The organism is Bacillus sp. 220_BSPC, from assembly GCF_001054655.1.
Taxonomy (GTDB): Bacteria; Bacillota; Bacilli; order Bacillales; family DSM-1321; genus Peribacillus; species Peribacillus frigoritolerans.
Genome location: NZ_JVPL01000238.1, coordinates 33,993 through 40,035, shown reverse-complemented (window position 1 = coordinate 40,035; position 6,043 = coordinate 33,993). Strand labels below are relative to the sequence as shown.

The 6,043-nt window shown below is 31.8% G+C and carries 8 protein-coding genes; 3 read left to right on the top strand and 5 right to left on the bottom strand.

From position 1 onward, the window contains the following. The 4 genes from ADA55_RS18625 to ADA55_RS18610 form a co-directional block, all read right to left on the bottom strand. Nucleotides 1-1,211, bottom strand: a 1,211-nt coding sequence (locus tag ADA55_RS18625; RefSeq protein WP_048686605.1) for a hypothetical protein, incomplete at its 3' end; no start/stop codon positions are given. 117 nt (nucleotides 1,212-1,328) lie between these two features. Continuing rightward, entirely contained in the window at nucleotides 1,329-1,652 is a 324-nt protein-coding gene (locus ADA55_RS18620) for a hypothetical protein (protein ID WP_048686603.1), read from the bottom strand. A gap of 10 nt (nucleotides 1,653-1,662) precedes the next feature. Continuing rightward, the gene (locus ADA55_RS18615; protein WP_081088542.1) at nucleotides 1,663-2,223 is read right to left on the bottom strand and encodes a hypothetical protein; all 561 of its coding nucleotides are present in this window, start codon (nucleotides 2,221-2,223) and stop codon (nucleotides 1,663-1,665) included. 432 nt (nucleotides 2,224-2,655) lie between these two features. After that, complete coding sequence (locus ADA55_RS18610) at nucleotides 2,656-3,276, bottom strand: hypothetical protein (protein WP_048686601.1); 621 nt, start codon at nucleotides 3,274-3,276, stop codon at nucleotides 2,656-2,658. Nucleotides 3,277-3,432: 156 nt separating this feature from the next. Here ADA55_RS18610 and ADA55_RS18605 point away from each other — a divergent pair, with 156 nt between their 5' ends. Genes ADA55_RS18605 through ADA55_RS29490 form a run of 3 tightly spaced genes read left to right on the top strand, consistent with a single transcriptional unit; the run spans nucleotide 3,433 to nucleotide 5,034 of the window. After that, nucleotides 3,433-4,359, top strand: coding sequence for a hypothetical protein (locus ADA55_RS18605; RefSeq protein WP_048686599.1), 927 nt, complete (start codon nucleotides 3,433-3,435; stop codon nucleotides 4,357-4,359). Nucleotides 4,360-4,407: 48 nt separating this feature from the next. Continuing rightward, nucleotides 4,408-4,824: a M67 family metallopeptidase gene (locus ADA55_RS18600; protein WP_048686597.1), complete on the top strand. Its 417-nt coding sequence runs from the start codon at nucleotides 4,408-4,410 to the stop codon at nucleotides 4,822-4,824. Nucleotides 4,825-4,884: 60 nt separating this feature from the next. After that, a complete protein-coding gene (locus ADA55_RS29490) occupies nucleotides 4,885-5,034 on the top strand; it encodes a hypothetical protein (protein ID WP_153246144.1) in 150 nt (49 codons plus the stop codon). 245 nt (nucleotides 5,035-5,279) lie between these two features. Here the strand turns inward: ADA55_RS29490 and ADA55_RS18595 are convergent. Beyond that, nucleotides 5,280-6,043, bottom strand: a 764-nt coding sequence (locus tag ADA55_RS18595) for a hypothetical protein (protein ID WP_048686594.1), incomplete at its 5' end; no start/stop codon positions are given.

Below are 6,043 nucleotides of genomic sequence, written 5' to 3'. Positions count from 1 at the left end.
TCTTTAGATAATGCGGTTACTTCATCCTTTAACTCTTGGTTAACTTTTTTTAAGGACTGTTGCTCCTTCTCTCGTGTAGATATTTCACCCTCAAGATTTGTGTTTATTTTATTTAATTTAAGAATTTCTTCTTGATGTCGCTTATTAGTTTCTTTATTAATTTCTTCTTGCTGGTTATAGGCTTCATTTTCCTCTTTTAGTGAAATGATTTTACTATTTAAGTTTTTTATAGTTTCTTCTTTTTCCTCGATAAACTGTTGATCCTGTTGACGTAAAGCTTTTATATTTGTAATATCATCTCTCAATCGATCATTTTCCGTAATTACTTTTTGGGTTTGCTTTTTCTCATCATTCAACTTTTGTTCCAATTCAAAAGTTGTTAATTCTATATCGTTCTTTTCATCCGTTATTTGGGCGAACGATACTTCTAATTGTTTTTGTTCCTTTTTCAATTGCGAAATATTGGAATTTAAATACTTGTTATCATTTTTCAATTGATTGTTTTCTTTCTCAAACAAGATGATTTTATCATTGCTTCCATTCAGCTCAAAACGAAGTTTTTTAATTTCCTCATGAAGTGGCTGTTGTTGGAGTTGCTCCTTTTTCAAGTTTGATTCCAACTGTTTTATTAAAGAATGTAACTGTTTTTGATTCTCGTTTAAATCCTTGTTTTTAGTCTCGAATTGATCTATCGTTATTTGTTGATTTTTATTTGCTTTTGATAATACATATACTTCAGATTCTAATTTCTGAAGTTTCGATTCGGACAACTTCAATTTATTTAGTAGGTTTTTATTTTCTTCGGACAATGCTTTCATTTCATCATTTAAAGTATGATTTATTTTTTTATAGGATTGAAGCTCCTTGTCAAGAATGGAGATGTCTTTTTCAAAATCTGTGTGTCTTTTTTTATATCCTAAAATATCATCCTGTAGACGCTCAATAGTCGCATTATTCGTTTCGGTTTCCTTTATATAATTCTGCATCCTTATACTTATACCGTTTAATCTCTTCGAAATTTTTTGCTTTTCCTCGAGCAACTGAAAATTTTGTTTTTTTAATTCATCCAACTGTGAATAATGATAATTTTTTTTATAATTGTTCACCATATCTCTATACTTCGTAATTTCCGATCTGTAGTGAATAATTTGTTGTTGCAACTGGATAGGGTCATTCACCATATTGAAGTTAGAGGGATATTTTGATTTCAATTTCTAAGCCTCCCATTACATAGTGGTCAAAAAACACATTTCCTTACATTATGCAATAAAAAAAAATATGGTTACTTTCCAATATCCACCTAAAAAAACCTAGAAAAGGAATAATTATCAATCTTCTTTTAATAAGCTAAATAGTTCATCAAAAGCTAACTTGTTCCTATCAATAACAGAATCTATGTCTTTTACCAGTTCCTCGGAAAAAAAAACGGTCTCATCATCATCATCATCATTACCTATAATGGTACTTTTTTTATTTTCCATGTTAAGTAACATATACAATATAAACATGTTTAAAGTTTTGCTTTCCAAATAAATAAAACTTCTGTTTTTGTCGTTTTTGTTATTTTTTAGATCTTCCAGCTGCTCTTTAATATATTTATGGGTTAATTGTTTAAACAACAGGTTTTGTTCTTGAGCATCTTTATTTTCCATTGCTTTCACCTCACAAATTAATATTACCGCTAATTGAAATTTGATTGATCGCTGGTTTGCCTTCTTTAAATTCATCACAATAGGTGAATCCCATAATACTGCCTGAATAGGAGTCTAAGGCAATCCACTTCAATTGGAAGTTTTGAAAGGTAATCGTTTCTGAAGGTAGCAATAATTGTACATTAACCGGTTTCAGCCAAAATTCTTGACTACTTGCTTCAGCGTTGATTCGTTCCCAGGCACCAGGAGCACTCATTAATATTTTATTTTTATTGTTAATAATTTTACCTGAAAAGGTAAATGGAGAATTTTGAGGTAGTTTAATACAAATATATGGATTCGTGACAGGTTTATTTCCTAAGTTACGAATATGGTATGTCCCAATCAATAAATTTTCCTGTTCTTTATTGTGTGAGATATCTAATGAATATGTAAAATAGCTGATTACTTTAACATCGTGTTTGGTTTTAATATCCGTAATAATTTTTTTGAATTCATCGATATTGGATGTGACAATTTGATCCATTTGCTTAATCTTTTGTTTAAATTCAGTAATCTGGGTTTTCTTCACAATATACCACCCCTTAAGTTATAAAGAGAGGAGATTTCCTCTTCCCATTTATTTTTATGCTTACTTATTCTGAAGTAGTCGGGAAAAGGACAGGACTTTGTATATGGAGAATTTTGAGGTAGTTTAATACAAACATATAGATTCTTGACAAGTTTATTTCCTAAGTTCCGAATATGGTATGTCCCAATCAATAAAATTTTCCAGTTCTTTATTGTGTGAGATATCTAATGAATATGTATAATAGCTGATTACTTTAACATCGTGTTTGGATTTACTATCTGTAATAATTTTCAAAATCGATATGGATGTGACAATTTGACCCATTTAATTAATCTTTTGTTTAAATTCAGTAATCTGGTTTTCTTCACAATATACCACCCCTTAAGTTATAAAGAGAGGAGATTTCCTCCTCTCATTTATATTAGTGCTTACTTATTCTGCAGTAGTCGGGAAAAGGACAGGACATTGTAACGGAATGACTGGAGCAGGACAAGTAGGATTGAAAGGAAGGATATCTCTTGGTTGGCAAAATTCCGCCACTAACTCAAGAGTTACAGGAAAGGTAGATTGAATACTTTGGCATAAACGGACTGTAACGCCCAAGTCCAGAGTCAATGGACTTCCCTCAGTACTATTACATTCAAAGACACATACAAAGCAATCTACATCCGTATAATCCACCTTAACTTTAGTACCTTCCGGTGCACATAATATGACTTGTTCACACCTCGTAAAAGTTTGACTGGCTACTTGACATGTTGCGCCGTTAGTTTTGGTAACAAAAATTGTCACCTCAAAAGTTTTTTGTATGGTAACCAACTGCAGGGTAATCGGTGTACCATCAATTATAAATTCCCTATCTTGCCTACTTAAAACTACGGCTTTAAGTGGATCAACCTCACATGATACCGTATCAACTTCATCACAATCTGTATCCTCTAATTCCACACACACGGGAATATCAAAAGTTGCTTCATTTATAATCCAATCGTACACCTTCGTTGTGTTAATACAAAGGAGTTCCTGCCCCCCCGATAAACTTTTTGCTTGCATAAAGCAAACACCTCCAAATTCATATTAATGTCTTGCACGTTTGTAGCATATGATGGTAATTAAAGATGGGTGAAGAGATTAGAGCAGATTTCCGATTTTAAATTCAATTTAGATTTAGATAAATGTATGTAAGAATAAACGATGGGGGTATGTGTGATGAATCATAATAATCTTTATAGCCTAAAAGATATCGAATTATTGAAGAATAAACTCGATACTTATAAACAGATTTTGGAATCAGTAAAAGAAGGCGAGGTAGTAAATGATTATCTGTTTACAAAAAAGGAGAATCAAGAAATAAAACGACAGGTTAAGAATTTAGAAGGAGTCATCACAAAGATTAAAGAAACACAAACAAGTCAACTATCACAATATGCAGAACAGAATAAAAAAAATTCCGATCAGTTACAAGATGCAAATGTTTTTTTAAAACATTTACAGCAAGAACTGACAGACTTAAAAAATACAATAAATATACGTAATGTTACTCAACTAGATGATAAATTAAATACCTTAATAGAACTTCAACAAATTTTAATCTCTGCATCTGAACGAGACAATGTTAACATAAAAAATGAGGAAACCCTTCCTGAACACCATGTCAATAATCTTTCTTATCAAAATTCAAACTTACTGCCATCCAGTTATAAAAAACTTCAAAATTTACTCCAAACATCCAATCAAACGCATTTCCCATCAGATCAAATAAAAACTTTTACAGGATCAAACGATGTAAATGTAAACCAATTAAACCATCAAATTAAACAAAATTCCCCACAAAACATCCCTTCCACAAGTGGAATAAATAAAAATAAAAATTCTATGTTTTCTAACAGCGTCCCTGGCCAGGGTGTAGGGACATCAAAAATAAATCCAATGCGAGGAAATGCAAGGCCTGTAAAAAATCAAAATCAATTAGACGCTTTCAAGAATAATATGAACAAATTAGCCATAAACAACTCGAAAATACCAAATCTTAAAAATAATATTCAGGAAGATATCGATCAAACACAAGAGACTAAAGGTAAATTAAAGCAACAAACCCCAATTGAGAAGGAACAATCTGATCAGACGCAGGATTGACTTTAGTTAATGGTTAATAACAACTAAGGTTTAGAAGGGAAAACTGAAATGGAAGAAAATAAATTTATTATTCATGGTATTCAGTATGATATGATGATTGATCATTGCAGCTTATATCTGCCTTATGAGGCATGCGGGATTTTAGCTGGGAGAAATAACGAAGTCGACTCTATTTGGAAACTTGAAAATGAATTGAAATCGGATCGGCGTTTCTTCATCAGTAAGAATAAAATTGAGGACACTGTCCGAGAAATTTCCAAGCAGGGAAAAGACATTTTAGCAATTTATCACTCTCATCCCACAACAACACCTGTACCTTCTTATCTGGATATTGTTAATCACCCTGATCCTTCAGTGAAATTAGTAATTGTTTCTTACAAATTGAATGTTTTAAAAGTGAAATGCTACGACATAAGCAACGGATTATACAAAGAACGCCCTTTTTCAATTACACCCACGCATTAGCCCATATCATTTTATTAAAATCGCTTATACTATAATATAACGCTGAAGGAGTTGTTTGATTTGGATTTTAAAAATAGCCTACATCAGAAAGTACCCAAACCAAAAAGCAATCCAATAATAATTAATACCACCTCAACTGGAAAAAAAGTTATTCAAAAAAAATCAGGTGGTGGATGCGGTTGTTGGGGAATTAAGAAAAAACTCTCTTAATTACTAAGCAAACATCCGAGGTAATTTTCTCCATTCAAATGGTACCTTTTTAGATTTGAAAAGTAAGCTCTATTTTGAATGTACTTATTAACTTACTGGAAACAAATCAATCAGGCTTACAATTAAAAATTAATCCAGTAATTTCAACTTTCAAGGTACCCACTTTTAAACATACTAAGATTAGTAGTGCAGACCAAGACATTGGTTTGCACTACTATTTTTTATATATTTAACTAAAAAGACCATTACATTGGAGAGGGAAATCTGACTGCTTGAAAGTTAGTTAAAGGAGCCCCTGCTAAAATTTCCCCGTTCGCACCTGCGCTAAATATTACTTCTACCCGATCTCCTGCTTGTAACTGAAGGATTGTAGTAACAGATAGTCCAATAGTTCTTGACTTATCAAAGAAGCCATTTTCAATATCTAAAACATCTCCGTTTACATTAATTGAAATAGATGCTACATATTCTTCTTTTGAAGAATGCTTTTTTTTGTCTTTTGAAGATTTCCTTTTTTTGTAATAATCACATTTACAATGATCTTTTTTACAATAATCACATTTGCAATGATCTTTTTTACAATAATCACATTTGTAATGATCTTCTTTGTGTTTTGAGGAATTGTCTTTTTTACTTTTTGATGGACAAAATGAGGCTTTTGCAGTAATCTCATAAATTCCATTCTCAGTTGGAATAAATGTAGATATATGCGGATTATATTCATTTGCTAAGTCAAATTGTTCAGTTTGGTATAAAACTTTTACAAAGGGAGTAACCGCTGCTTCGTAACGCTGTGTTGTGCTCTTATTTGCTCTAAAAGCAGATGCTCTTACTAGATTATTTTTCAAGTCACACTGACAGTCATTATGTTTCTTATGGCACAAATGGCAGTCATCGTGCTTCTTTTCATCACAAATACAGTCATTGTGTTTCTTTTGACAACATTGACTGTCATCGTGTTTCTTTTGACAACACTGACAGTCATCGTGTTTCTTTTGACAACACTGAC

Coding starts and splice junctions, on each gene's coding strand:
- ADA55_RS18610 (WP_048686601.1), bottom strand. CDS start 3,276: ATGCAAGCAAAAAGTTTATCGGGGGGGCAGGAACTCCTTTGTATTAAC.
- ADA55_RS18620 (WP_048686603.1), bottom strand. CDS start 1,652: ATGGAAAATAAAGATGCTCAAGAACAAAACCTGTTGTTTAAACAATTA.
- ADA55_RS18600 (WP_048686597.1), top strand. CDS start 4,408: ATGGAAGAAAATAAATTTATTATTCATGGTATTCAGTATGATATGATG.
- ADA55_RS18605 (WP_048686599.1), top strand. CDS start 3,433: ATGAATCATAATAATCTTTATAGCCTAAAAGATATCGAATTATTGAAG.